The sequence below is a fragment of the Bacillus sp. bc15 genome, assembly GCF_900142585.1.
Taxonomy (GTDB): domain Bacteria; phylum Bacillota; class Bacilli; order Bacillales; family Bacillaceae_G; genus Bacillus_A; species Bacillus_A cereus.
This window is the reverse complement of the sequence record NZ_FRBJ01000019.1, coordinates 12184-33655: the sequence shown is the minus strand read 5'-3', so window position 1 is coordinate 33655 and position 21472 is coordinate 12184. Positions and strand designations below refer to the sequence as shown.

Genomic DNA, 21472 nt, shown 5'->3' with positions numbered 1-21472 from the left:
CAAATTTTATCACGAATTTTTACAATTTTACCAATACACTTGCAAATTAAATATTGAGAAAGTTTTTTTATCGCTATAAATCAAGATTTCGGTGCATATGCAATTTTGCATATTAACTATTGATTTAATAGTACATGAATATTTTACCACTAACAGAACAATTGTTCTATATTTATTTTTAAAGGTATTTTTAAGGACAAATTTTTATATAATGTCATGTTACAAGCCAAATATGGTATAGTGATATTTTGGTAATTATACTCAAAACTATGAAAAACACAGTCGGTCAAAACATTCAACGTTTAAGAAAAGCTTATGGTTTAACACAAGAACAACTATCTGAAAAGACACGTATTACTCGTGGTCAACTCAAGAACTGGGAAACGGATCGATATGAACCGGATCTTGGAAGTTTGAAGATTCTTGCTTCATTTTTTAACGTTACAACAGACACGCTTCTCGGCTTCGAGAACGAACAGAACGACCCTTTGTTAGATTTACTATTAAGCGACATTCAAAAGGACTACAGTAAGTTGGACGGGCGTGAACAAGGGCAATATGCAAGACATATGGCTGTTTACTCTGACATGCTACTTAGAAATAAGGACTTGTTGTAATATACTTCCATCATAGAAGAAATGTTTCCCAATTTATAGCGGTAAAATATTACATTATTTTACTCTTTGTGGAAGAGGACTGTTAATTAGTTCTCTTCTTTTTTATTTTTACCTAATAAGGCATCTAAACGTTTTTTGTTTTCCTCTAAATCTTCAGTGGCTTGTCCTTTGTCTTCCACAATTGCTGATCCATTCTCTTCTTCTCTAACCCACTCAGGAACCATCTCAGTGCGTATTTTCTTAGCGCCTGATACTTTCGCTTTACCTGTTCTAACTTTCTGTTTCTGGCCAAGTTTAGACATCTTTTCTTCCACAACTTTTATTACATAGTTTTCAGCTGCAGTTAAATCGGTAGATCCAATCGCTTTACATTTAGAAACAACATCGTGGATAGCTTTAATAGTTTTTTGGTTTGTAATCTCTCGCTCTTCAATCTTTTGATTCATTAAATCAAGAATCATAGATTCAGTAACAGGGTTAGTTATAATTTCTTCTTCTTCTTTTTCTTTAATAATATCTTTCTTTAATTCTTTTTTATTATCTCTTGATTTTGAGGTCTTCATTTTGAGGTCTTGAAAATCAAGTCCCCAAATTTGACCGTGTTCTTTTTCAGCATAAGCAAGGATTTCTTTACGTTCTTCATCTGTGAAAGGCTTAATACGATAGTAGTATTCGTAATCCCATTGCTTACCTACACGGAACTTATATTCAATGATGTAGTTAGCATCCATTAACTCTTTCCAAGCGTTCTTTACTGATGTTTCTTTGTTTTTACCGTAACGCTTGTACAATTCTGTTTTATGTAATTCCCATTCTTCTGTATTGTAAGACCAAAGGTTAACTATCAATCCTAATGCTTGTAGTGAAATACATTCTTCCGGTTCTGATTCACGCAATTCAACTGCAACCGCCGTTTCATTTGGAACCTGTACATATTCTCTTTCTAATTTCCATTTCTTCATTTTAGCCATAATAAAAAATCCTCCATTTTCTTACCCCGACAAAAATTGGGTATAGCAAAATAAAGGATTTGTATTTACGTTTTTTCGAGTTTATGATACTATCAAAGTATCAATTTAATTAACGTATACACAAAACCTCTGTTACCGGTTTTTAAATGGTGTCTTGGCGACCAACCTTCTACCATCTAAAAACTTTCGTCGGGGGTTTTATTTTTTTATATAAAGTTAGTTGTTTAAAAATTTATGTATATATCCCTCATAATAACAGACATTTGACGAAAAAAGAAGAATATGAGGGAAAAAGGTTGAGAGCTGAAAAGCTCTCTTTTTGTTTTTTAGAAGTTATCAATCAAATTTTCGATTAATTTACGTTTCTCAGGAGGTAATTTATTTATCTTTTCCATGAGAGCCGCAGCATCCTTAGAGATCTTATCTGATTTCTCTTGGTTTAAAGTTCTATGCTCTGATAATCCCAGCATGTAGTCAACAGATACATTGAAAATCTTAGCCATTTTGACCTTGTTTTCACTTGAAGGGGACTGTTTTCCTGACTCGAATCGGGAGATATTAGATTTTTCGATTTCTAAGACATCTGCTAATTGTTGTTGCGTCATTCCCTTCTCTAGGCGCAATGCTTTTAAGCGTTGTCCGAACATTTTGTGTTCCTCTTTTCATCTAAATTAATAAGATGTGTTTTTCACACCTTATGTATATCTACATTCTATACGAAAAGTTGAGTGTAAATCAACAAAATAATTCTTTTTTATAAAAAACGAAAATAATAGTTGCGTAATTCGCAACTTTGTTATAAACTCGATTTATGAAAGAGGTGTTCATCATTTATGATTATCAATAATGAATTTCTTCGTGATATCAGGAAGGAAAAAGGATTAACACAAACTCAAGTAGCTAATTTACTTAACCTTGATAAGACATCTATTTCAAAGTATGAATCGGGCGTTCATTGTCCTAGCTTAAGAGTTCTTGTGTTGTATTCAGAGACTTTCGATATAAATATTGAAAAGTTTCTCAGGCAAAGTTAATTTTTTTTGCAACAAGGTTGTGTAATTCGCAACAAGTTGTGTAAGGAGGAAAAATCGTGAAAAACGGTAAGAATCCAACAAATAAAGAAAAGCAACTGATTCAATCATATAGCTTAAACCCACACAACTGGTTGATCTTTAAAAAAGTAGATGGACAACTTCATTTAATCCACCGAAACACTTTTTGCAAACGTGTAATTCCAAATTCATAGTTTGAGAGGGTGAAAGTAATGGAAGAAAGTACATTCTCATTATTAATGGTAGCGGTTACGATTGCTACAGTAATGTCGCTTGCAGCTTGGCTAGATGAACCGATCAAAAGATTTTTAGAAAAATAATGAAGGGAAGGTAAAAAGACAATGACACCTGAAAAGTTGTTCGAAGAGAAACAACATCTAGCGTTATCAGCAATTAAACAAGTATTTGGAAGTTATGGTAAAGCAACACAAGTTGCTGAAAGAAATAATATGGAATTTGATGATTTAATTCAAATCGGGAAAGTAAAGCTATGGGAATTATGTTTAAAGTATGATCCTCAAAAAGCTGGAGCGTTTAATACTTACGTAATAATGACTCTTAAATTCGAGATAGTAAGGGAATTGCACCAAAAGGGAAGAGTTATTAGTGTTAGTAGTTATTGCACTCCTGAAGAAAGAGAGAAATTAAACATTCATTCTATTGATCTTTATAGAAACGGAGAATCTGAAGAAGGTTTCTTTGCAGTAGACCCAGCAAATGTGGAAGAAGAAGTCATGACTTCAATTGAATATGAACAAGCATTGAGTCAAGTGAATCCAGAAGAAAAATTAATAATAGTAAAAAAATCTCAAGGTTTTACAGATGAAGAGATTGGAAAAGAACTTGGTAAAACTAGATTTGCTGTTAACAAAAAGAAAAATAAGGCATACAGAAAAATCAATCCTGATTATAAGCGAGTTATAAAAGGTGAAATTAGAAAAAAGAAAAACCACCTGTTGGCGCAGGTGATCTAGATAAAATCAATTTTCAAGATGATTATAGCACAACTCATGTAAAGGAGTGAACTGCTAATGAACATTAAAGAAGTGAGTAAAGCTGTACAAGCTATACGATCGGCAGGTAATGAAGATGGCATTATCAGCATTCGTGGTAATGAAGTTCATCTTAATAATGAAACATTTGAATCAGTGTTAGCTGAATACAGAATGAAACCAATCATAACGAATCGTGATTCAAAGGACCTTCCACATGAAGTGGCTTTTATACATGACAACATAGTCTATTACTCTCTCTACACTCTAGAAAGAATGGAAGAGAAAATTGGAGGGATTCTAAATAGTAGAAAACTCAATGGTAGTCGGGAATCGTCAGGATTCAGTTTTAAGTGATGTTATGAGTGATTGTAAAAGTTGCGGTAAAGAAATCTATTTTGGTGAAGAGTACCGGGATATTGATGGTGATTACATACACGATGAAACAGATTGCATCAAACAATATGTAGAGGCTCATTCCAAAAAGAAAGTGGCGGGTGAATGAAGTGAATGCTGCAATTGAAGAGTTAGAACAGGCGCTAAATGTTATGAATAGAAAGTTGCGTGAACATCAGGGTGAATTAGAAAGGTTAATAGAAAGAAAGCCTATCGTTGAAAAGAATATTCGGGAAAGTACAGGTAGAATATTCGATCTTGAAGCTTCAATCTTTATTCTGAAAGGCATGGAAAAGGGGTAAATAACATGTTTCCTGCAAAACTTAGGGAGATAAGACTAAAGAAAGACCTTACTCAACAAGAATTAGCAGAAATGATTAATAAAGATAGATGTACGATTTCGAATTATGAAATTGGAGATTCTAGACCTACCATTTATGTATTATGCGATTTAGCAACTGCTTTAGGTGTATCCACAGATTATTTATTAGGAAGAGTAGAGGTGAATTAATTGGAAATTACAAATGGTGCTGCCATTACCAAAAGTAAAAAAGCAAAAATCATTATCTATTCCAAGCCAGGTAACGGAAAAACAACAGTTGCTGGGTTGTTACCAGGTAAAACATTAGTCCTTGATATTGATGGGACAAGCCAAGTGTTAGAGGGATATGAAAATATAGACATGGCTAAAATTGATGGTGAGAATCCACATGATAGCATTTTACAGTTTTACGCGTTGGCCAAAGCAAATATCGCTAAATACGATAACATCTTTATCGATAACTTAACACATTACCAAAAATTATGGCTACTTAAAAAAGGTGAGAATACTAAAAGTGGTATGCCTGAATTAAAGGACTACGCTTTACTAGATAACCATCTTTTAAAGTTAGTAGAAACATTTAATTCGTTAGATGCAAATGTTATTTTCACAGCTTGGGAGACAACAAGAAATATCACTCACGATGATGGACAGCAATATACGCAATTCATTCCTGATATTCGGGATAAGATCGTTAATCACATTATGGGAATCGTTCATGTTGTCGGTCAATTAGTTAAAAAGGCAGATGGTACAAGAGGATTTGTTTTAGAAGGTAATCAAAGTGTATTTGCTAAGAATCATTTAGATAAACGTAAAGGTTGCATACAAGAAGAATTAATCGTGTCATCCATAAACTAATTAACAGGGGGAAATAAACAATGAGTTTTAAATTTAAATTTGATGAAGAGAATGTATCACAAGGATTCGGTCTTGTAGAGGAAGGTAAATACGAAGTTACGATTATAGCTGCTGAAGCAAAAGAATGGCAAGGTCAATATTCTATTGGGTTTGATGTAGAAATCCGTTCAGATATTGAACAGAAGCATCAAGGGGCAAAAATTCTATACAACACTTTATATCTAACTAGTAATATTCAAGATTATAAAGAAGACACTGAAAAGAAACGTAACTCATTCTTAAAAGCTTGTGGATACACAGGTAAACAGGAATTAGACTTAACTGCTGTTGTACGTGATATTTTAGGTAAAACAGTCTTAGCTTATGTAAAACACGAAACGAAGAATGATAAAACATTTGCTAAAGTCAAATTCGTGGCACCATCAAATGTAACTTCACCTGAACCAAGTGGACCACCAATTAATCTCGGTGACGACGATTTACCATTCTAAATAAAACTTAATAGAGAGGTTGGTTTTGACCGACTTCTCTTTTTTATACCCTAAAAGGCAAATCGGAGGGCGAAATGAAAAAGAATCCATACAATTTTAATGAAATTCCTGCCGAGTTAAAGGCCCTTCCTCAGTGGATATTGTGGAAGTTTGAAACACGAAACGGCAAGCAGACAAAAGTTCCGTGTCAGGTAACTGGTGAAATGGCCCAAGCAAATAACAGACGTACTTGGTCAACATTTGCAACGGCAGTCAAGTTTTACTTAGAAGGTGACTATGACGGAATAGGTTTCGTGTTCAGTAGGCAGGACAACTATATAGGAATAGATATTGATAAATGTGTTGTGGACGGTAAAACAAATGCTTTTGCAACAGAGATTATCGATACATTAGACAGTTATACAGAGTTTTCACCTTCAGAGAAAGGTATCCACATCATCATCAAAGGTAGCCTTCCACAATCAGTATTAGGTACTGGAAGGAAAAATACAAAGCATGGATTAGAAATTTACTCATACGGTCGTTTCTTCACTTTCACTGGTAATCGTGAAAATTCAAATGATGTCTATGATCGTACGGATGAACTAGCAGAAGTATTTGAACAGTATTTTGATGATAGTGACATTCAAGGTCGAGTAAATTTAGCGGAGTTTGAAAAAGATGAAATTAAAATTTCAAACGAATCACTTTGGGAGAAAATGTTCCGTAGTAAGAATGGCGATGAAATTCGCTCATTATACAACGGCAACTTAATAAATGACGATCATTCGGCGAGTGACCTCGCTTTATGTAACTACCTTGCATTTTGGACAGGTAAATCAGCGACTCGAATGGATGCAATGTTTCGTGAAAGTAGCCTAATTCGTGATAAATGGGATGTTATTCACTTTAGCGATACAAATGAAACTTATGGCGAAAGAACGATAGGAGTAGCTATTTCCTCCACATCTACAACTATCTTAGATAACAAACAGCAATTCGAAGAATTTTCATTTGATTTTATAAATGAGGATGTGGCTGAAGTTGTGGAGGATAAGCCTAAAAAGAAATTCCGTTTAACAGAACTAGGTAATGCTGAACGTATCGCATACGAATATGGCCATGTAATCAAATTTGTTAATGATATCGGTTGGTTCATCTGGGACGGAAAGCGTTGGAAGATAGATAACAAAAAAGAGATTGAAAGAATTACAGCAAAGGTACTCCGCAGTCTTAATAAATCTGAAGATGAATCAGAAATGAAATGGGCGCGGATGTGTGAACGTAGGAATGTCCGGATGAATAGTATCAAGGACCTTATGCCACTTGTTCCAGGAGAGAGACAAGAGTTTGATAAACATAAATTTTTATTCAATGTAGAAAACGGTGTTGTTGATTTAAAAACAGGTAAGCTGCAGCAACATGATAGAGAACTTAAATTAACAAAAATAACTAATATCGTGTTTGATGAAAATGCAAAATGTCCAGAATGGCTCAACTTCTTAGATCAAATATTCTTAGGGGATAAAACACTTATAGAGTACATGCAACGATTGATTGGTTACAGTTTGACAGGTGATATTTCAGAACAAATCATGATGTTTTTAGTCGGTGGCGGATCAAATGGTAAGTCCACATTCATCAATACAATCAAAGATCTTATGGGTGACTACGGAAAACAAGCAAAATCAGATACTTTCATCAAAAAGAAAGAATCCGGAGCGAACAACGATATTGCTAGATTAGTTGGTTCTCGCTTTGTATCAGCAATTGAGAGTGAAGAAGGGGAAAAACTTGCTGATTCATTTGTTAAGCAAATTACAGGTGGTGAGCCAGTGTTAGCACGTTTCCTTAGACAAGAATTCTTTGAATTTATTCCAGAATTTAAAGTGTTCTTCACTACAAACCATAAACCTATTATTGGTGGTCTTGATGAAGGTATTTGGCGACGTGTCAAATTGATTCCATTCAATCTAAGTTTACCAGCACATAAACGTGACAAACGATTACCTGAAAAACTATCTCTTGAAATGCCTGGTATTTTAAATTGGGCAATTGAAGGCTGCATGAAGTGGCAACAGGATGGATTGAAAGAGCCTAAAGTGGTAGCGGAAGCAACAGGGAAATACAAAGATGATATGGACATTCTAGCGCCTTTCCTCGATGAAGTTTGTTATGTGGATGAACGAGAAAATAAGTCAATCATGATTGAAGCTAAAGAATTATACAACACTTATGAAAGATGGTGCTTCAATTCTGGTGAACGGAGTTTAGGGAATAGGTCCTTCTATCGAATGTTAGAAACAAAAGGATTCGGAAAAACAAAGGGAACTGGAAATAAAACGTTTCTTACAGGAATTACTTTGAACGAACGCAAGCCAGTTACTAAAGGAGTTACCGAAACTAGTGAAAACAGCAAATTTAAGGTCACTCAGTAACTATTTTGCCGCTTAAATAACTTTCAGTAACTTTTAATAACTACTTAAAAAGTCAGTCGTATCAAGGGTTCAAGTTACCTTTTATATCTATTTAGTTATTTTAGTTATTTGTTTTTTATATAAACAAAAAAATAAAAATAATATATATATATATATTCTGTAATGACCAGTACTGATAACTAAAATAACGAAATCGGGTCAAACCCTTGTGGCTGTAAGGATGAAGCGAGTTATTTTAAATAACTATTAGTTAGTAAAGGGCGTTTTTCACTGTTTTCAGTAACTGTTTAATAACTGCTTAGTAACAGAGGTGAGAGGTTTGAAAGTTTTAGAAATCATAAGTGAAATTTGGAAATCAGGTGCAAATATCTATCTTGATCAGAAGGATGGACGAATCGGAATAAAGAGACAGGAATTAATTCCGCCCAAAATAATGCAAGCTGCTGAAAAGAATTTCAACGGAATTGATACTTGGTTTAAGTCCTGGAAGGATGCTAACAACGAAAAAGTTACAATCCAAAAGGTGTTTTATCAGTTTTGTGGCTGGAAACATAACCAAAAGTTAAATGAATGGTTAATTGTGGACGAAGATTCATTACAAATGTTCTATGAGTGGACGATTGTACTTGCTAAGAACGGATGGACAGATATGTACGAAGATTATCGACCATTTGAAAATGATGAATCGAATGCAATAGCTAGAAAGATATATGAACGTGCGGTTTTATATGCAAGGAAAGGGGCATGAAAATGAAATTTGGAGTTTATTTAAATGGTGAAGTGATAAAGGAATATGACGATATTTTTAAAGCCTACAAAGATGCTATTTATTTGACAACTGTATTGGATACACCACATGAAGTAAGAGTAATCCAACCAGAAAGCAACTAAACAAAAAGTATTATTTTAACTGAAAAGGGGAATCAAAATGATTCGTTTCCATTACACAGATAAAGAAATAGATAACATCCTTAAAACATTAACAATCGTGATTGATACTCGTGAAAACGTAAATGGTCATATCCTTGATTACTTACATCAAAAGGGCATTCCGATTAAAAATCAAAAATTAGATACCGGTGATTATGGTTGCATGATTCCGAAAAATGAAGAGTTGGGAATACCTCGTGATATTTACTTAGATAGTCGAATAGAACGAAAAGCCCACATGGATGAGATCACAGGTAACTTACAAAAAGATACGCAAACGGCTTTTGAAAATGAGTTAATTCGCTCAAAGGATATCCCATTCACTCTAATTGTGGAGGACCTAAAAGGTTATGAAAAGATGCTAAAAGGACAGTATCGTTCAAAATACAATCCTTTAGCATTACTCGGCAGACTTAATACATTTAAAGCAAAATACAACTTTGAAATTGTGTATTTAGATAAGAAATTCAGTGGTAATTGGATATATCATCACTTTTATTATCAAGCGAAGCATTACCTAAGAACAGGGATTTTCTAAGCAAGGAGAAGCAATGGACAGGAAACAAATTTACATCGATGTCTTGATACATAAAGGAATTTACAAGGAAGAAAAAACAGGACGTCAGCTTTATGAAATGGATGAAAAAGAGTTATGGAAACTATTAAAAGGGGATGAGAAGAATGGTAACAATGGAAAACGGTGTTTATGAAATTACTAAATTAATTAACGATGCAAAGGAGAAAAAATTAAATGATTAAAATTAAAGTATTCACTAAAAATAATTGTAACGATTGCATGAAATTAAAAATGATGTTAGACAATTTCCCTTCTGATGTTGCTGTTTTAGATGTAACGTACCTCAATGTGGAGGAACCTAAAAACGCACATTACATTCAAAAACACGATCTCATGACAATGCCATCTCTAATTATCGAAAACGACCCAGTGATTCACGGTTTCCAAGAAGGTAAGGTAATGACCAGATTAGGAGTATAGGAGGTTTTTATGAAAGAATCGACTTTAGTCCAAATAAAAAGCGAAATCGTAACGAATCAAGATGAAATTAATAAATACAAATATCACCTTATAATGGCTAAATTAGAGGTTGAGAAGACAGAGAATAAAATTAAAGAATTAGAAGAACGTAGAGAAACATTATTAAATTGCCTATAAGGAGCGGATGTAAGTGTTAAACATTCAGAAGATATTCGAAGCACAGGACAAGTTTGATCGTAAGGTTGTTAAGGTTCATGGGCAAGAAGGTAAAAGCTTAACTGGGGACGTAACGCATGCTTTTTATGTGGAAGTAAGTGAATTAGCGAATGAAATAGAATACTTCAAATACTGGAAAAAGAATAAGCGTAACAATAAAGAAAAACAACGTGATGAGTGGGCGGATTGTATTCATTTTATAGCAAGTATAGGGAATAAATACGGGTTTAGTCATGACATTCCTCATAATGCCTTTTGGGTAAATTATGTAGGGAGACAAGCTGACAAAACTTACTATGAACTATTTGATAAAATTCGTGAAAATTCACTTGATATGCATGCTAATTATTATTGTGTATTTGCATCCTTAATAGCAATCGGAGAGAAAATTGGTATGACTTATAAAGATATGGAAAAGGCGTACTTTGATAAGAACCAAGTTAACTATGATCGATTAGCAAGCGGATATTAAGACCAAATTTGAATTTTGTATAAAAACGGAGGGGCGTAATGAGACATACACGTAAACGTCAATTATATAATTTCCAAAAGAAAAGAAATATTGTATTTGTTAATTTTGAAATGAATCATTGGAATTCTATAGAAGTTTCGTTAGATAAGTCATTCAAATGGCACTCTGAAGCAGTATCATCAAACTTTTGGAGTAATTGGCGAAAGAGTTGTGTTTCTTTCAAGTATAAATCATCTCATCCAAATGCTGTTGGGATGACTACAAAGTATTTACCTACAAAGGAAAGAAACTGAACAAAAGCGTTATTTTAATCGAAAAGGGGAAATTCATATGAAAAAACTTACATTCAAGATATTAAGTAAATTAAGAATCATTAAAAAGAAACCAGAAACCGTAATAAATCTATCTCGAAACGAGGATGAAGTGACTGTTGATTTAGGGCAAATCATTGTTACTGGAAAACCTGAGAATATCAATATTTTCATAACAGGGATGGCTGAAATGTCTCATTTGAACAGAAAGAGAGGTTAGGTGAATGGGAGTAAATTTAGAGAATGCGAGATTCTTTATAGAGACTGCTGATGGTGAAAGTGTGGAAATAAAGGGCGGGGTTCAAGAGGTCAACTTTGATTCTGAACAGGTTGTTGATTCGGATTTTGATTTTGGCAAAGAATACAGCGGTAATTTCACTTATAAAGAACCGCAAAATATAAAAGAGTTGAAGGAAATAGGATTTACAGAGAGACAAGCACGGAATATCCATTGGCGTAAAGGTGAGAGCTGGAAACAAAGTTAATATTCATTTCTCACGAAAAAACGGCTGTATATAATAAGGAAATTAAACGTTTAAATTATTTCTGAATGCAATAGGTCTTGTGAACATTAGAACGTCTAAAAACGCATAAAAACAGTGTATAAAACGATTCATACGTTTTGAGGTGAAATTAAAGGGGGAAAAACGATGAAAAAGCATAAAAAACGTAAAGTTAGGAAAGCAATCGCTCGTAGAGCTAAGTCATTTGAAAAATATCGTGTTGAAACAGCATGGAGAAATATATTTGTACAAGCTGGCATCCTAAAATAAGTGAGGTGTATTATCTGAATGGATTTATATATGGTTCGAACTGATTGGGAAACATACTTTATTGTACGAGAGAATTTAGATCAAGCTGTGAAGGAAGCGCATAAAAGAGAAGGTCATGGAATTAATTTGAGGGTTAAAAAGATTAAGGAAATTGATGGATTTAAAATCAGTCTTACACCAGCTAAAACGTTTGATAAATGTTTCATTCACATTGGAGATAAAGTAATTGAAGGTGGAAGCGGATATATTAGATAAAGTGAGGTGGCATACACATTGCTAGAATGGTTAAAAGATTATAGAAGCCTAGAAGATAGAATTTGTTATCTAGAAAACAATTTATTACGAAGTAAAAGAGAATTGAAACGTTGGGTGTATGGTGACTTGCAAGAAGTACGTTTAACTGAAGGGTCAGAAGGTGGGAAACTGGAAGATCGTATTGCTGCCATCGAATATGAATTAGCTCATACAATGAATGACATGCATGAGTTAAGGGTAATGATTAGTAAGTTTGAAGGGTTGGACAATAAAATCATTCAAAAGAAATACATTGATGGGATGACATTAGAACAAATAGCATACGATTTAGATTACAGTCCATATTACATCAAGCGTAAACATGCTGAGATAAGAAAGGTATTAAAGTTTGTGGATGCATTATAAAAGGTTACCTTTTAGTAGGTCACCTTTAGGTAAGGTACTTTGTGGGCAACGAAACCCTTGTAAAAATGGGTTATAGTAATAACATAAAGAATTAACGGAAGGGCAACTGAACGAAACGGTTGCTCTTTTTGTTTGTGAGTGGATATTAAAATATCACGTACCGGAATATGTTTATAAATGATATGTATAGACAGTAATGTATACATTTTGTATTAGGTAATTATAAATGAATATAGATATCTATCTTTCTGTAAGAATCCTACATTCTTCTCTATTTACCTATTCTTATATTTTTTATAATTTATTATGATATCGATATTGATTTAAAGTGAATTAATAAAACTATAACATCCATTCGGGTGTTTTTTATTATGTAGAAAGATAGGTGGTGAGTAAATGGAAAGATTACTTAACTCGCTTATAGTTATATGTTTCATATTAATTATTCTTGCATTTATCGGTTTCCTTATAAGTGTGAAGGATTGTCATGATAAGGGCGGTAAGATGGTTGGTACAGGAGAATATACAACAACAACTCAAATAGTAAACAATCAAGTAATTGTGAGTGCAACTGAAAATATGGTTTGTGATAAGGAGTGAGAAACATTGACTAACTTCTACAAAACAAAACGTTGGAAGAACAAACGCACGACAGTATTAAAGCGTGACACATACCAATGCCAAGAGTGTAAAAGATACGGCAAGAACAAAGAAGCAACTACTGTACATCATATCCATCCATTAAGGAATAGACCGGAGCTAAGACTCACAACAAGTAATCTGGTTAGCCTGTGTGGAAGATGTCACGATAAGATGCATGATCGTATCAGTGATGAGTTAACAGAGTTAGGTAAGCAATGGATAGAACGAATGGAAAGGATGAGGGAGAATGGGATGTAAGGGTAAGTTATTAACTGAAGAACAAGCGGATGAGTTATCGTTTATGGTTCATAACTATTACAACAAGGACATTGGTATTTGTTCATGTGATGTGGAAAGAGTATTAACTTCTAATACAAAGCAAACTCCACTGTTAGTCATTGAAGTTCAAGACATGAATAGTGTTCCTTCTATTACTTACAAAGGTATTGATATAAAAGGTAAAGTACTAATCAATTATGAATGGACAACAGATGAATTCGAAAAGAAAGGCAAGCACAATATGACAATAAAACATATTGATGGTCATGAAAAATATGTTGTCGGGAAAACAATTCAAGAAGAAAGATTTGATTAAAGAAACAGCCCCCCACTTAAATAATAAATAAAAAAACTTATTGGGGACCGAGAGGGGGAGCTTTTTCCCTCTCTGACGTATTTTGAAAAACTTTTTTTGGAAGGAGGAATGTCTATGGCGAAGAAAGCTTCAACCAAAGAGACAATAGCAAAAAACACGATTAGGGATATGAAAATATTAGGTGTTTATAAGCCTGAATATGACCCTTTAATCGATGTTTATTCCGATTTATTTTCCCAGTACATCCGTTTTACAAGAGAATTTGAAAGTAATGGTTTTCAATTTGAAACTGAAACGGCAAATGGAGGGAGTAAAAAATCAGCTATTATTTCTACAATAGAAACATTAAGAAAAGACCTATTAGCGTATTCTGATAGATTATGTTTGAATCCGAAATCTTTAAATCTAGAGCCACCAAAAAAGTCTGAGGGGTCGCCATTAGATCAATTCCTCTTGACACAGATGTGATTTAAATGGATTTATCTCATATTAATTCAGATAATTTTAAGGTGGCTTTAAATTATGCTGAATCAATTGTAAATGGGAATAAAATAGCTTGTGTAGAAAACAGGCATGCGGCACAAAGATTTCTGAATGATTTAAAACGAGATGATTTAGATTTTCGACAAGAACAATTTGATTTTGTTATAGGACTGATAGAAGGTACTGTAGCACATCAACAGGGAGAAGATTTAAAAGGTAATCCATTAAAAGGAACTCCTCTTAAATTGCAACCATGGCAAATGTTTGTCATCGTCAATTTAGTGGGTTTTTTCAATAAAGGAAGTAATGTAAGACGTTTTCATGAATCCTTATTAATGATTGCCCGTAAAAACGGGAAAACAGCTTTTGCGTCAGCTTTAGGATGGGCCTTATCCATATTGGATCGTAAAAGTGGTTCCAAGTTATATATATTAGCAAACAGTCTTAAGCAAACTATGGAGTCTTTTGGGTTCTTAAAATATAACGTAAATCGTTTAAATGATGACAGTATACGAATAAGGGATAATAACCAAGAGCATTCAATCACTAAAGAATTTGGCGATGGAGGCTCTATTTTTATACAAGCATTAGCGAATGACCCAAAACGATTAGATTCATTAAATAGTAACTTGTTGATTTTGGATGAGGTTCATACCTGGCAATCAGCAAAACAATATATCTTGATGAAAAACTCACAAAAGGCATATCGAAATAAATTACTAATTGCTATTTCGACAGCAGGAGACTTGCCGAGTGGTTTTTTAGCACATCGTTTGGAATATTGTAAGAAGGTACTAAATGGTTCAGTAATAGATGATGAATATTTTATTTTTGTCTGTAAAGCAGATCAAGATGAAAAAGGAAATGTTACGAATTATAATGACCCTGAAATTTTAGAAATGGCTAATCCTTCATGCGGTGTATCAGTTGAGATTGTAGATTTAATAAGGGATGCTGAACTTGCAATGAATGACCCACAAACACGGGGCGAATTTTTAAATAAAACTCTTAATATATTCACTTCATCAATGAATGCGTATTTTGATATAAATGAGTTTAAATACTCGGATAAACAATACAGTTGGACGTTAGAAGAATTAGCGAAATTACCTATTAATTGGTATGGAGGAGCTGATTTATCTAAATTGCACGATTTAACTGCATCAGCTTTGTATGGTCGATATAACTACAAAGGTAAGGAAATTGATATCGTCATATCACATGCATTTTTCCCAATTGTTGCAGCGCATGCCAAAGCAGAAGAAGACGGAATACCTTTATTCGGTTGGCAAGATGACGGTGTATTAACTATGAGTAATACCGCAACTGTACATTATGATGACATTATAAATTGGTTTAAGTTAATGAAAGCCAAAGGATTTAAAATTAAGAAAGTCGGGTTTGATAAGAAATTCGGCCGAGAATTTTTCCTTGGTATGAAAGGTGCAGGATTTAATATTGTGGATCAACCTCAATATTTCTATAAAAAATCAGAAGGCTTCCGTCGCATTGAAATGAAAGCGAAAAACGGATGTCTTTATTATGTCCACAATCCAGCTTTTGAATATTGTGTGCAGAATGTACGTGCCATCGAAAAAACAGATGACATGATACAGTATGAAAAAGTTGATGGTGACGGCGGTACACAACGCATAGATTTATTTGATGCAGGTGTATTCGGTGCGGTACAAATGCTTGAAGACCTGACTAAATCAATGGATGCTTCAACATGGCTAAGAACCTAATCATAGATGGGAGGTGAAAACTTTGGCATTTTGGAGGAAGAAAAAGACACGTTCGGCTATTACAATTCCGATAGCGGTTGGCGATGTTGAAACAGTTGGTTATACAAGACTTTCAGACAATCCAGACGTTCTAATTGCTGTAGATAAAGTCGCTGATTTGGTTTCGAATATGACGATTCATCTTATGGAAAATACTGATGAGGGTGATAAACGTTTACGAAATCAGTTGTCACGAAAGATAGATATTGAACCTCATCGTAATATGACTCGTAAAAGTTGGATTTATAAGATTGTTAGTGACTTATTACTTCATGGTGATGGAAATTCTATCGTCCACATTGGTATTGATCCAAAAACGACTTACATTGACGATTTGACACCATTTCAAATGCAAGCTGTGAGTTATGAAGATGTGGAGGGCGACTACCTCATCAACTTCAACGGTACAACCTACACGCCGGACGAGGTGATTCATTTTGTAATAAATCCTCATCCAAATTATCCATATCGCGGTACAGGATATAGGGTGGCGTTAAAAGAAATCGCGAAAAATTTAAATCAAGCTACTAAAACGAAGAATAATTTTATGAGTGGTAAATATATGCCGTCACTTATTATTTCTGTTGATGCCATGACAGAAGAACTTTCTAGTAAAGAAGGACGAGATAGCATCATGGAAAAGTATTTTTCAGAAACAGATGGCGGAAAACCTTGGATTATTCCAGCAAATTTAATGAATGTTGAACAAGTTAAACCATTGTCACTAAAGGATATCGCCATTAATGAAGGCGTTGAATTAGATAAGAAAACTGTTGCTGGACTCTTTGGGATTCCGGCTTTTTTCTTAGGTGTTGGTGAATTTAACAAAGAAGAATATAACACATTTATTAATACTCGTATTTTCTCTATAGGGCAAGTCATAGCTCAAACATTAACACGTGATTTATTATTCAGTCCGAATTGGTTCTTCCGTTTAAATCCACGGAGTCTATACTCGTACAATTTAAGCGAGATGGTGGAAGCCGGAACACAAATGGTTGACCGAAATGCAATGAGAAGAAATGAATTACGTGATTGGATTGGCTTAGATCCTGATAAGGAAATGCAAGAACTTATCATCCTGGAAAACTATATTCCAGCCAATAAGATAGGTAGTCAAAACAAGTTGAAGGGGGGTGAGAACGATGAATAAACGTCATATGCATTTCACATCAGAATTAAAAACGAGAGATAGTGAAAATGAAAATGAAGCGGTTATTGAAGGGTATTTTGTTGTTTATGATCAAGAAACTGAATTATGGCCAGGAGCGTTTGAAGAAGTGGCTCCAGGAGCATTTGAAGAAAGTTTACGTAACAATGACATTATGTGTCTGGATAATCACGATTCAAGAATGGTTTTAGCTAGTTTTGGTAGTAATACACTGGAGTTAAAATCCGATAATCACGGTTTATGGGGTCGAGCAATTATTGATTTAGAAGATCCAAACGCAAAGAGTGCTTATCGTAAAGTACAGACTGGGAAAGTGCGTGGTTGTTCATTTGGTTTTTACCCAACAAAAGAAGAACAAATTACACGCGATGATGGAACAATGAAGTGGAGAATTACTGAAGCTGAATTACACGAGGTCTCCATTACAGCTTTTCCAGCATATCCACAAACTGATATTATGGCCCGACAAAAAGATGTTGAGACCATGAAGAAACAAAAGTTAGAACAACGAAAAAAACAATTAAAGGAGCGACATTTAAATGCCTAATCCATTATTAATCGGCGCTAAATTAAACATGAAGCGTAACTCTCTATCAACTGTGGAGGGAAAACTAACAGAATTACTTGCAAAACGTAGTGAGTTAGACGCATCTATCGAGGGAATCGATAATGAGGAAGATTTAGCTGCACTTGAAGCAAGTATTAAAGAAAATGATGAAGATATTACTTCCACAGAAGAAGAGAAAACAACTTTAACAGAAGAAATTGAAGAACTTGAAAAAGAATTAGAATCATCTAATCGTAAATCACCAGATAAAGGAGCGAAACGAAATATGCCAAAACAAAATGAAACACGCGAAGCAATTAATGCTTATGTACGTAGTAAAGACCAAACACGTGCTGGATTCACATCTGTGGAAGGTGGAGCATTAATTCCAGAAGAGTTATTAGCACCAAAGAAAGAACTTGTTGATACAGTTGATTTAACGCAATACATCCGTACACTTCCTGTTAATCGTGGTTCTGGTAAATATCCAATCATCAAAAAATCAAACGGAAAAATGGTTTCTGTTGCTGAATTAGCAAAGAATCCAGAGCTTGCAAAACCAACATTCGAAGAAGTAACATACGATATCACAACATACCGTGGTTACATCCCTGTTTCTCAGGAAGTAATTGATGATGCTGATTATGATATCACTGGCTTAATTGCAGAAGATATCAAAGATCAGGATTTAAATACAAAGAATGCTCAAATTGCAGCTATTTTCAAATCAGCAACTGCTAAAGTTGTAACTGGATTAGATGGAGTTGTTACTCTACTAAATACTGGATTTAAAAATGTATACAATGTGAAATTCTATGTATCATCTTCACTGTTTAACCAATTAGATTTATTGAAAGATAAAAATGGTCGTTATTTATTACAAGATGATATCACTGTTGCATCTGGCAAACGTATTAAGAGTAAAGAAGTAGTTGTTTTAGATGATGATATTATCGGAACAAAAGCTGGCGATCTAGTTGGTTTCGTAGGTGATGCTAAAGAATTCTGCACTTTATTCAATCGTAAACAAGCTTCTGTTAAATGGATTGATAATGATATTTACGGACAATTATTAGCTGGTTTTGTACGATTCGATGTTAAAAAAGTCGATTCACAAGCTGGCTACTACATCACATACACAGCAGCACCAGCCGGAGCATAAAAAGGAGTGATTCTGAATGGCTAAATATGTGGTCTTAGAAGATTTTGCAGACTTACAAGATAATAACCATGTTTATCGCCAGGGAGATCATTATCCCCGCAAGGGACGAGCTAAGAAAGAACGAGCTGAAGAACTTTCAGGGAGTGAAAACCTTAGAGGTGAGCCTTTAATCAAGGAACTAAAAGGCGATGAATGAGCAAGTAAAAGCTAATCTATTAAACTTATTAAAACTTGACTTAGGCATCACTCACAATTTGAGGGATGCTTATTTTAATAATCTACTAGTTAGTTCGCAAAATGAAATTGAGAGAACAGGGATTGTATTGAATTTTGAAAGTATCGATGACCAAATGCTAACAGTTGATTACGCAGCATGGTCCTATCGAAACCGACAAGAAGATACTCCATTATCTCGAAATTTACAGTTTAGAATTAACAACAGGGTGATTAAGAAGGCAGGGATTACAAATGCCATCACTTAAATCAAGTGTGGGAAACTCAAAGCGCATATCACTAGACGATGTGTGCTTTTTGCTTTCTTTTGAAACTGAAATAGACGAACTTGGACAAGTAATTGGTACAAACGAAATACCAAGACAAATCTTTTGTTCTAAATTAAGTATTAATCGTCAAGAATTCTTGGCAGGTGGGCAACTTGGATTGAAACCACAGATCTTATTTGTTGTAGATTCTGACGAATACGATAATGAAACATCATTAAGGTATGAGAATCAAAAATATACAGTTTATCGAACCTTCCCACGATCTGATGGATTCACTGAGGTTTATTGTGAGGTGAAAGTTGGTGACTAGTATTGATGACATTGCGAATGAGATTGCTAGAGAACTACAAAGGTATGGAAATGAAGTAGAAGAAAAATTAGAAGTTGCAAAAGAAGATGTTGCAAACAATCTTGTGGATGAATTAAAACAAAAAAGTCCTAAAAGTGACAGTCAAAGCGGGCGTAAGTATGCGAAAGGGTGGCGTAAGAAGAAAGAGGGAAATGCATTTATTGTTCATAATGCATTAAAACCTCAGCTTACACACTTATTAGAGAAGGGACACGCAAAAGTAAATGGTGGACGTGTACCAGCTATAGTTCATATCGCGCCAGCTGAAGAAAAAGCAGTAAACGAATATTCAGAGCGAGTTGAAAGGGAGATTCAGCAATGAACTTAATTGAATTAAAGAATATCCTTGATGCTACAGGTTATCCTGTGGCTTATTCGCATTTTACATTAGTACCAGGTAATCCAGTTCCAAAGTTACCGTATATTTGTTTTATTGCAGACGGTTCAGCAAATTTAATGGCTGATAACAAGGTGTATCACAAAATAAATGATTTAAATATAGAGCTTTACACAGCTAGAAAAGACTTAGCTGCAGAAGCAAAACTTGAAAAGGTTCTAGATGATTTTGAAATCCCTTACGATTCGCCAATTGAAGGGGTTATTGAATCTGAAAATATGTACCAAAAAATATATGAAACGAGGTTGATATAAATGGCGGAAAATAAAGTTACTTTTGGTCTAAAGAAAGTTCATTATAGTGTAATCACTGAGGATGAGACAGGGAAAATCACATACGGAACTCCAGGTAAATTACCAGGTGCAGTTGAAATGAAGTTAGAGCCAAAAGGTGAACAATCTGATTTTTATGCGGATGATAGTAACTATTACACTGAATCAAGTAACCAAGGATATGAAGGGACATTAAATATCGCTAAAGTCACTGAAGCATTCCGTACTGAAGTGTTAGGAGAGATTTTAGATGAAACTGATAAAGTTATCACTGAAGTTTCGAATGCAAAGATCAAGAAAATAGCTTTAATGTTCGAATTTGATGGCGATGTAAAAGCAACTCGCCACTTACTTTACAACGTATCTGTATCACGACCTGGTGCGGGTTCTTCCACAAAGAGTGATAAAACAGAGCCAAATACAACTGAATTAAAATTCGTTGCAGCACAACATCCAGTAAATCAAAAAGTTAAAGTTTCAACAACGGTAGGTACACCAGCACCTATTTATGATGCTTGGTATACAAAGCCGTATGAGAAAGTTGCGGGGGCGTAATTAGATGGAAAAAACAATTGTAATTGATGATAAAGATGTTCTTTTAAAAAGTACCGCTGGTACATCTATTCGCTATAAGTCGCAATTTAGACGTGATATGTTTGCAGATATTCTTAGTTTAAGCGCACTTACTTCATATATCCCGGCTGATGGTGACCAAAGTAATATCAACATTTCACAAGTTGATTTAAGTAAATTAGATTTTGATGTTATTTATAACCTAGTATGGGCATTTGCTAAAACGGCAAATAAAGAGGTTCCAGATCCATTAACATGGTTTGATACATTTGGTGAATTTCCGATTGAAGAAATTATCACTGAAATTCAGGACTTAATTAAAAGTACTGTTCAGTCAAAAAAAAAATAACGGAAGATGAACAAGGGCAAGGGCGTAGCAAGGGGAAAGGTGGATTTTCTGTTGAGACATTCCTTGCTCTTTGTTATTCATGCAAACTCTCAAAAGAAGATTTAGAAGATATGACAATAGGTGATTGCTTGGATTATATCGATGAGTATGTTGAATTACGTAACCCG

41 protein-coding genes are annotated in these 21472 nt (G+C 34.3%); 39 read left to right on the top strand and 2 right to left on the bottom strand.

The window, feature by feature from the left end; translation table 11 throughout:
• Positions 1-269: 269 nt before the first annotated feature.
• Positions 270-617, top strand: a complete 348-nt coding sequence (locus BUA87_RS28545; RefSeq protein ID WP_072941644.1) for a helix-turn-helix transcriptional regulator — start codon at positions 270-272, stop codon at positions 615-617.
• 86 nt (positions 618-703) lie between these two features.
• Here the strand turns inward: BUA87_RS28545 and BUA87_RS28540 are convergent, their stop codons facing one another.
• On the bottom strand, positions 704-1588 hold the full coding sequence (locus tag BUA87_RS28540; RefSeq protein ID WP_072941618.1) for a hypothetical protein: 885 nt from the start codon (positions 1586-1588) through the stop codon (positions 704-706).
• Positions 1589-1914: 326 nt separating this feature from the next.
• Positions 1915-2235, bottom strand: a complete 321-nt coding sequence (locus tag BUA87_RS28535) for a helix-turn-helix domain-containing protein (RefSeq protein ID WP_072941614.1) — start codon at positions 2233-2235, stop codon at positions 1915-1917.
• 186 nt (positions 2236-2421) lie between these two features.
• Between BUA87_RS28535 and BUA87_RS28530 the strand changes: the two genes are divergently transcribed.
• From BUA87_RS28530 to BUA87_RS28360, 38 genes are all read left to right on the top strand, one after another.
• On the top strand, positions 2422-2622 hold the full coding sequence (locus BUA87_RS28530) for a helix-turn-helix domain-containing protein (RefSeq protein WP_072941611.1): 201 nt from the start codon (positions 2422-2424) through the stop codon (positions 2620-2622).
• A gap of 56 nt (positions 2623-2678) precedes the next feature.
• Positions 2679-2834, top strand: coding sequence for a DUF6906 family protein (locus BUA87_RS31475; protein WP_178340552.1), 156 nt, complete (start codon positions 2679-2681; stop codon positions 2832-2834).
• Between the two features lie 147 nt (positions 2835-2981).
• Positions 2982-3614, top strand: coding sequence for a sigma-70 family RNA polymerase sigma factor (locus BUA87_RS28525; RefSeq protein WP_072941608.1), 633 nt, complete (start codon positions 2982-2984; stop codon positions 3612-3614).
• Between the two features lie 57 nt (positions 3615-3671).
• A complete protein-coding gene (locus BUA87_RS28520) occupies positions 3672-3989 on the top strand; it encodes a hypothetical protein (RefSeq protein WP_072941604.1) in 318 nt (105 codons plus the stop codon).
• Positions 3937-4137 carry a hypothetical protein gene (locus tag BUA87_RS28515; RefSeq protein WP_072941600.1) on the top strand — a complete coding sequence of 67 codons (201 nt, stop codon included), beginning with the start codon at positions 3937-3939 and terminating at the stop codon, positions 4135-4137. Before BUA87_RS28520 ends, BUA87_RS28515 begins: the two co-directional genes overlap by 53 nt.
• Position 4138: 1 nt before the next feature.
• Positions 4139-4330 carry a hypothetical protein gene (locus tag BUA87_RS28510; protein ID WP_072941596.1) on the top strand — a complete coding sequence of 64 codons (192 nt, stop codon included), beginning with the start codon at positions 4139-4141 and terminating at the stop codon, positions 4328-4330.
• A gap of 5 nt (positions 4331-4335) precedes the next feature.
• Positions 4336-4539 (top strand): helix-turn-helix domain-containing protein, encoded by a 204-nt coding sequence (locus tag BUA87_RS28505; protein WP_072941592.1) that lies wholly within the window; start codon positions 4336-4338, stop codon positions 4537-4539.
• Entirely contained in the window at positions 4540-5211 is a 672-nt protein-coding gene (locus BUA87_RS28500; RefSeq protein WP_072941589.1) for an AAA family ATPase, read from the top strand.
• 20 nt (positions 5212-5231) lie between these two features.
• Entirely contained in the window at positions 5232-5702 is a 471-nt protein-coding gene (locus tag BUA87_RS28495) for a DUF669 domain-containing protein (RefSeq protein ID WP_072941584.1), read from the top strand.
• 74 nt (positions 5703-5776) lie between these two features.
• On the top strand, positions 5777-8119 hold the full coding sequence (locus BUA87_RS28490; RefSeq protein WP_072941581.1) for a phage/plasmid primase, P4 family: 2343 nt from the start codon (positions 5777-5779) through the stop codon (positions 8117-8119).
• Positions 8120-8438: 319 nt separating this feature from the next.
• The gene (locus BUA87_RS28485; protein ID WP_072941577.1) at positions 8439-8867 is read left to right on the top strand and encodes a hypothetical protein; all 429 of its coding nucleotides are present in this window, start codon (positions 8439-8441) and stop codon (positions 8865-8867) included.
• Between the two features lie 2 nt (positions 8868-8869).
• On the top strand, positions 8870-9010 hold the full coding sequence (locus BUA87_RS31470; RefSeq protein WP_098582345.1) for a hypothetical protein: 141 nt from the start codon (positions 8870-8872) through the stop codon (positions 9008-9010).
• Between the two features lie 37 nt (positions 9011-9047).
• Positions 9048-9587: an ERCC4 domain-containing protein gene (locus BUA87_RS28480; RefSeq protein WP_072941574.1), complete on the top strand. Its 540-nt coding sequence runs from the start codon at positions 9048-9050 to the stop codon at positions 9585-9587.
• Between the two features lie 13 nt (positions 9588-9600).
• Complete coding sequence (fbpA, locus tag BUA87_RS28475; RefSeq protein WP_072941570.1) at positions 9601-9759, top strand: Fur-regulated basic protein FbpA; 159 nt, start codon at positions 9601-9603, stop codon at positions 9757-9759.
• A 41-nt stretch (positions 9760-9800) separates the two neighbouring features.
• Positions 9801-10046, top strand: a complete 246-nt coding sequence (locus BUA87_RS28470) for a glutaredoxin family protein (RefSeq protein WP_072941566.1) — start codon at positions 9801-9803, stop codon at positions 10044-10046.
• A gap of 9 nt (positions 10047-10055) precedes the next feature.
• Positions 10056-10223 carry a hypothetical protein gene (locus BUA87_RS31465; protein ID WP_178340551.1) on the top strand — a complete coding sequence of 56 codons (168 nt, stop codon included), beginning with the start codon at positions 10056-10058 and terminating at the stop codon, positions 10221-10223.
• A 13-nt stretch (positions 10224-10236) separates the two neighbouring features.
• Positions 10237-10734, top strand: coding sequence for a dUTP diphosphatase (locus BUA87_RS28465; RefSeq protein WP_072941562.1), 498 nt, complete (start codon positions 10237-10239; stop codon positions 10732-10734).
• 38 nt (positions 10735-10772) lie between these two features.
• A complete protein-coding gene (locus BUA87_RS28460; RefSeq protein WP_072941559.1) occupies positions 10773-11027 on the top strand; it encodes a hypothetical protein in 255 nt (84 codons plus the stop codon).
• Positions 11028-11064: 37 nt separating this feature from the next.
• The gene (locus BUA87_RS28455; protein WP_072941555.1) at positions 11065-11265 is read left to right on the top strand and encodes a hypothetical protein; all 201 of its coding nucleotides are present in this window, start codon (positions 11065-11067) and stop codon (positions 11263-11265) included.
• Positions 11266-11269: 4 nt separating this feature from the next.
• Positions 11270-11530, top strand: coding sequence for a PadR family transcriptional regulator (locus BUA87_RS28450; protein WP_072941552.1), 261 nt, complete (start codon positions 11270-11272; stop codon positions 11528-11530).
• 165 nt (positions 11531-11695) lie between these two features.
• Positions 11696-11818 carry a DUF3983 domain-containing protein gene (locus BUA87_RS28445; protein ID WP_072941549.1) on the top strand — a complete coding sequence of 41 codons (123 nt, stop codon included), beginning with the start codon at positions 11696-11698 and terminating at the stop codon, positions 11816-11818.
• An 18-nt stretch (positions 11819-11836) separates the two neighbouring features.
• A complete protein-coding gene (locus BUA87_RS28440) occupies positions 11837-12073 on the top strand; it encodes a hypothetical protein (RefSeq protein WP_072941545.1) in 237 nt (78 codons plus the stop codon).
• An 18-nt stretch (positions 12074-12091) separates the two neighbouring features.
• Positions 12092-12478 carry a DUF1492 domain-containing protein gene (locus tag BUA87_RS28435; RefSeq protein WP_072941542.1) on the top strand — a complete coding sequence of 129 codons (387 nt, stop codon included), beginning with the start codon at positions 12092-12094 and terminating at the stop codon, positions 12476-12478.
• 396 nt (positions 12479-12874) lie between these two features.
• On the top strand, positions 12875-13078 hold the full coding sequence (locus BUA87_RS28430; protein ID WP_072941539.1) for a hypothetical protein: 204 nt from the start codon (positions 12875-12877) through the stop codon (positions 13076-13078).
• A 6-nt stretch (positions 13079-13084) separates the two neighbouring features.
• A complete protein-coding gene (locus tag BUA87_RS28425; protein WP_072941536.1) occupies positions 13085-13378 on the top strand; it encodes an HNH endonuclease in 294 nt (97 codons plus the stop codon).
• A complete protein-coding gene (locus tag BUA87_RS28420) occupies positions 13368-13715 on the top strand; it encodes a hypothetical protein (protein WP_072941533.1) in 348 nt (115 codons plus the stop codon). The genes BUA87_RS28425 and BUA87_RS28420 overlap by 11 nt, the downstream gene beginning before the upstream one ends.
• A gap of 114 nt (positions 13716-13829) precedes the next feature.
• Positions 13830-14183 (top strand): P27 family phage terminase small subunit, encoded by a 354-nt coding sequence (locus BUA87_RS28415; protein ID WP_072941530.1) that lies wholly within the window; start codon positions 13830-13832, stop codon positions 14181-14183.
• A gap of 5 nt (positions 14184-14188) precedes the next feature.
• Positions 14189-15943 carry a terminase large subunit gene (locus BUA87_RS28410; RefSeq protein WP_072941526.1) on the top strand — a complete coding sequence of 585 codons (1755 nt, stop codon included), beginning with the start codon at positions 14189-14191 and terminating at the stop codon, positions 15941-15943.
• A 22-nt stretch (positions 15944-15965) separates the two neighbouring features.
• The gene (locus tag BUA87_RS28405) at positions 15966-17135 is read left to right on the top strand and encodes a phage portal protein (RefSeq protein WP_072941523.1); all 1170 of its coding nucleotides are present in this window, start codon (positions 15966-15968) and stop codon (positions 17133-17135) included.
• On the top strand, positions 17128-17700 hold the full coding sequence (locus BUA87_RS28400) for an HK97 family phage prohead protease (protein WP_072941521.1): 573 nt from the start codon (positions 17128-17130) through the stop codon (positions 17698-17700). Before BUA87_RS28405 ends, BUA87_RS28400 begins: the two co-directional genes overlap by 8 nt.
• Positions 17693-18862 (top strand): phage major capsid protein, encoded by a 1170-nt coding sequence (locus BUA87_RS28395; RefSeq protein WP_072941518.1) that lies wholly within the window; start codon positions 17693-17695, stop codon positions 18860-18862. Before BUA87_RS28400 ends, BUA87_RS28395 begins: the two co-directional genes overlap by 8 nt.
• Before the next feature lie 16 nt (positions 18863-18878).
• Positions 18879-19058: a hypothetical protein gene (locus tag BUA87_RS28390; RefSeq protein WP_072941516.1), complete on the top strand. Its 180-nt coding sequence runs from the start codon at positions 18879-18881 to the stop codon at positions 19056-19058.
• The gene (locus BUA87_RS28385) at positions 19051-19344 is read left to right on the top strand and encodes a hypothetical protein (protein WP_072941514.1); all 294 of its coding nucleotides are present in this window, start codon (positions 19051-19053) and stop codon (positions 19342-19344) included. Before BUA87_RS28390 ends, BUA87_RS28385 begins: the two co-directional genes overlap by 8 nt.
• On the top strand, positions 19331-19675 hold the full coding sequence (locus tag BUA87_RS28380) for a hypothetical protein (RefSeq protein ID WP_072941511.1): 345 nt from the start codon (positions 19331-19333) through the stop codon (positions 19673-19675). Before BUA87_RS28385 ends, BUA87_RS28380 begins: the two co-directional genes overlap by 14 nt.
• Positions 19668-20036, top strand: coding sequence for an HK97 gp10 family phage protein (locus tag BUA87_RS28375; protein WP_072941509.1), 369 nt, complete (start codon positions 19668-19670; stop codon positions 20034-20036). The genes BUA87_RS28380 and BUA87_RS28375 overlap by 8 nt, the downstream gene beginning before the upstream one ends.
• Positions 20033-20365, top strand: a complete 333-nt coding sequence (locus BUA87_RS28370) for a hypothetical protein (protein WP_072941506.1) — start codon at positions 20033-20035, stop codon at positions 20363-20365. The genes BUA87_RS28375 and BUA87_RS28370 overlap by 4 nt, the downstream gene beginning before the upstream one ends.
• Positions 20366-20938 carry a major tail protein gene (locus tag BUA87_RS28365; RefSeq protein WP_072941502.1) on the top strand — a complete coding sequence of 191 codons (573 nt, stop codon included), beginning with the start codon at positions 20366-20368 and terminating at the stop codon, positions 20936-20938.
• A gap of 4 nt (positions 20939-20942) precedes the next feature.
• A complete protein-coding gene (locus tag BUA87_RS28360) occupies positions 20943-21305 on the top strand; it encodes a hypothetical protein (RefSeq protein ID WP_072941499.1) in 363 nt (120 codons plus the stop codon).
• The last annotated feature ends 167 nt before the right edge of the window (positions 21306-21472 follow it).

Excerpts from the sequence above, each read along its gene's own strand:
- BUA87_RS28410 (WP_072941526.1), top strand. The coding sequence starts at position 14,189 with ATGGATTTATCTCATATTAATTCAGATAATTTTAAGGTGGCTTTAAAT.
- BUA87_RS28525 (WP_072941608.1), top strand. The coding sequence starts at position 2,982 with ATGACACCTGAAAAGTTGTTCGAAGAGAAACAACATCTAGCGTTATCA.
- BUA87_RS28530 (WP_072941611.1), top strand. The coding sequence starts at position 2,422 with ATGATTATCAATAATGAATTTCTTCGTGATATCAGGAAGGAAAAAGGA.
- BUA87_RS28455 (WP_072941555.1), top strand. The coding sequence starts at position 11,065 with ATGAAAAAACTTACATTCAAGATATTAAGTAAATTAAGAATCATTAAA.
- BUA87_RS28370 (WP_072941506.1), top strand. The coding sequence starts at position 20,033 with ATGAACTTAATTGAATTAAAGAATATCCTTGATGCTACAGGTTATCCT.
- BUA87_RS28460 (WP_072941559.1), top strand. The coding sequence starts at position 10,773 with ATGAGACATACACGTAAACGTCAATTATATAATTTCCAAAAGAAAAGA.
- BUA87_RS31470 (WP_098582345.1), top strand. The coding sequence starts at position 8,870 with ATGAAATTTGGAGTTTATTTAAATGGTGAAGTGATAAAGGAATATGAC.
- BUA87_RS28415 (WP_072941530.1), top strand. The coding sequence starts at position 13,830 with ATGGCGAAGAAAGCTTCAACCAAAGAGACAATAGCAAAAAACACGATT.
- BUA87_RS28480 (WP_072941574.1), top strand. The coding sequence starts at position 9,048 with ATGATTCGTTTCCATTACACAGATAAAGAAATAGATAACATCCTTAAA.
- BUA87_RS28390 (WP_072941516.1), top strand. The coding sequence starts at position 18,879 with ATGGCTAAATATGTGGTCTTAGAAGATTTTGCAGACTTACAAGATAAT.
- BUA87_RS28540 (WP_072941618.1), bottom strand. The coding sequence starts at position 1,588 with ATGGCTAAAATGAAGAAATGGAAATTAGAAAGAGAATATGTACAGGTT.
- BUA87_RS28495 (WP_072941584.1), top strand. The coding sequence starts at position 5,232 with ATGAGTTTTAAATTTAAATTTGATGAAGAGAATGTATCACAAGGATTC.
- BUA87_RS28365 (WP_072941502.1), top strand. The coding sequence starts at position 20,366 with ATGGCGGAAAATAAAGTTACTTTTGGTCTAAAGAAAGTTCATTATAGT.
- fbpA (WP_072941570.1), top strand. The coding sequence starts at position 9,601 with ATGGACAGGAAACAAATTTACATCGATGTCTTGATACATAAAGGAATT.
- BUA87_RS28380 (WP_072941511.1), top strand. The coding sequence starts at position 19,331 with ATGCCATCACTTAAATCAAGTGTGGGAAACTCAAAGCGCATATCACTA.
- BUA87_RS28505 (WP_072941592.1), top strand. The coding sequence starts at position 4,336 with ATGTTTCCTGCAAAACTTAGGGAGATAAGACTAAAGAAAGACCTTACT.
- BUA87_RS28470 (WP_072941566.1), top strand. The coding sequence starts at position 9,801 with ATGATTAAAATTAAAGTATTCACTAAAAATAATTGTAACGATTGCATG.
- BUA87_RS28450 (WP_072941552.1), top strand. The coding sequence starts at position 11,270 with ATGGGAGTAAATTTAGAGAATGCGAGATTCTTTATAGAGACTGCTGAT.
- BUA87_RS28535 (WP_072941614.1), bottom strand. The coding sequence starts at position 2,235 with ATGTTCGGACAACGCTTAAAAGCATTGCGCCTAGAGAAGGGAATGACG.
- BUA87_RS28360 (WP_072941499.1), top strand. The coding sequence starts at position 20,943 with ATGGAAAAAACAATTGTAATTGATGATAAAGATGTTCTTTTAAAAAGT.
- BUA87_RS28400 (WP_072941521.1), top strand. The coding sequence starts at position 17,128 with ATGAATAAACGTCATATGCATTTCACATCAGAATTAAAAACGAGAGAT.
- BUA87_RS28445 (WP_072941549.1), top strand. The coding sequence starts at position 11,696 with ATGAAAAAGCATAAAAAACGTAAAGTTAGGAAAGCAATCGCTCGTAGA.
- BUA87_RS28420 (WP_072941533.1), top strand. The coding sequence starts at position 13,368 with ATGGGATGTAAGGGTAAGTTATTAACTGAAGAACAAGCGGATGAGTTA.
- BUA87_RS31465 (WP_178340551.1), top strand. The coding sequence starts at position 10,056 with ATGAAAGAATCGACTTTAGTCCAAATAAAAAGCGAAATCGTAACGAAT.
- BUA87_RS28440 (WP_072941545.1), top strand. The coding sequence starts at position 11,837 with ATGGATTTATATATGGTTCGAACTGATTGGGAAACATACTTTATTGTA.
- BUA87_RS28395 (WP_072941518.1), top strand. The coding sequence starts at position 17,693 with ATGCCTAATCCATTATTAATCGGCGCTAAATTAAACATGAAGCGTAAC.
- BUA87_RS28385 (WP_072941514.1), top strand. The coding sequence starts at position 19,051 with ATGAATGAGCAAGTAAAAGCTAATCTATTAAACTTATTAAAACTTGAC.
- BUA87_RS28545 (WP_072941644.1), top strand. The coding sequence starts at position 270 with ATGAAAAACACAGTCGGTCAAAACATTCAACGTTTAAGAAAAGCTTAT.
- BUA87_RS28520 (WP_072941604.1), top strand. The coding sequence starts at position 3,672 with ATGAACATTAAAGAAGTGAGTAAAGCTGTACAAGCTATACGATCGGCA.
- BUA87_RS28430 (WP_072941539.1), top strand. The coding sequence starts at position 12,875 with ATGGAAAGATTACTTAACTCGCTTATAGTTATATGTTTCATATTAATT.
- BUA87_RS28490 (WP_072941581.1), top strand. The coding sequence starts at position 5,777 with ATGAAAAAGAATCCATACAATTTTAATGAAATTCCTGCCGAGTTAAAG.